General features: G+C 34.7%; 2 protein-coding genes and 1 pseudogene. All 3 read left to right on the top strand.

Features of this window, described 5'->3' with window-relative positions; genetic code table 11:
* A pseudogene (locus tag J3U36_RS11325) lies at positions 1–468 on the top strand (hypothetical protein); the annotation flags it as partial.
* Positions 465–755, top strand: a complete 291-nt coding sequence (locus J3U36_RS11320) for a hypothetical protein (RefSeq protein ID WP_267360334.1) — start codon at positions 465–467, stop codon at positions 753–755. The pseudogene J3U36_RS11325 and the gene J3U36_RS11320, both read left to right, overlap by 4 nt.
* Before the next feature lie 227 nt (positions 756–982).
* Positions 983–1,222, top strand: a complete 240-nt coding sequence (locus J3U36_RS11315) for a hypothetical protein (protein ID WP_267379916.1) — start codon at positions 983–985, stop codon at positions 1,220–1,222.
* The last annotated feature ends 291 nt before the right edge of the window (positions 1,223–1,513 follow it).

The following is a 1,513-nucleotide window of genomic DNA, read 5'->3' as shown; positions in this document are numbered from 1 at the left end:
ACTGGCACTGAAGTCAGAGCGAAAGTACATCATAAAATTGAAACGGTAACGGTTGAATTAGATGAGGTTAATTGGAATAATGTTGCTGAAAAGAGGACGGTAAATCAACAATATCTTACTGAAATGTCCAATAATGGAGTTAAATTTTCACCTGAAAATGTTTTACGGGTTGAAAAACTGCCTAATGGTAAAATAGTTTTTCTTGAAAAAGGAAATCTATCTGCAGGTCTTCAACATATTATTAAAGAGCATGCTGACGATTTTGCAAAAATAGGCGTTTCAGAATCACAAATACCAGATGTTGTTATGGATGCGGTTTCCAAAGGAAAGATAATTGGTTATCAAGGGAAAGGAACCGGACGTCCAATCTATGAAGTTCTGATTAATGGGCAAAAACAACGTATAGCTGTAACGACTGGTAATAACGGTTTTATTGTAGGAGCTAACCCCGCTGGGAGTGTTAAATGAAAAAAATAAAATTAATGGCTGATTATCAATGTTATCCTCTATGGCTTAATTCAAATGATGCTGTTGGAAATATTAACCCTAATACATTACCAATAAGTAATGTACTAAAAAATGAGCTTAATAGCTGGTCAGATAAATATGATGAAACATTAAATTTAGATGATCCTTTGACTTCTGGATTTGCGACTCCAGAAGAAGAAATGGTCTTTAATGAAATGGGGCAATCTTTAAAAGAAAAGCTGCAAGCCGAATTAGGTGATGATTATGAAGTAACATATCAACAATGATAAAATTATATTCTGGTGGGATGACTCCAGTTTTATTCCTACGGGTGGAAAGCTTGTAAAATCTACAGACGACCAAAGAATATTAGGTTTTGGAGCGAGAGAAATTGCTGATTGGCTAAGAGTTGATATTCAATAAACTCAATCAATATCTGGATTAGTAACTTGATTGATTTGGAAAATAGCCCTGCCCCCGATGATATGTTCAGTGTTGGTAATGCGTTTTGGTTTTGATTACTGGAAATTATGTTTTTATAGGTACTGAATACGTCGAAGAACAACAAGTCATTATGACCAAAGAACAACTTTTATATGTGTTAGAGCAATATAAAGCTTTCTTAGAAGGAGATTATAACGATCCCAATAACCCACCCGATCCTATTGATGTTGAGTTTATTGCAGAAGGGCAAGAAGCGATCGATATCTACAATGGATTGCCAAATTCTCATTTGGTTCCTTACGCTTGTTAATCACTTCCCCACTTAACTTGTGGGGAGCTAATTTTTAAGTACCCAGATCAACATTATAGGTTCAATAATTAATCTATTCTGAATAACTTTAATAATGAATGATCGCGCGACATAAACACCATTCTGCTCCAGCCTTTAATGGGATTCACAACACATTAAAAAAGCAAATAAACTAAAACATTTCATCAAAAATGTTTACCTAATTATGTCAGTCAATTTATTGTCGGGTTTATACCGGCGGTAAGGGCAACCAAATTTATAAAACCCTTGAAAAATGTAGGCTCGTGGGTA

This window comes from Gilliamella sp. B3817, from assembly GCF_026536705.1.
Classification (GTDB): domain Bacteria; phylum Pseudomonadota; class Gammaproteobacteria; order Enterobacterales; family Orbaceae; genus Gilliamella; species Gilliamella apicola_I.
The sequence above is the reverse complement of the archived record's forward strand: the minus strand, read 5'-3'. Positions and strand labels throughout refer to the sequence as shown.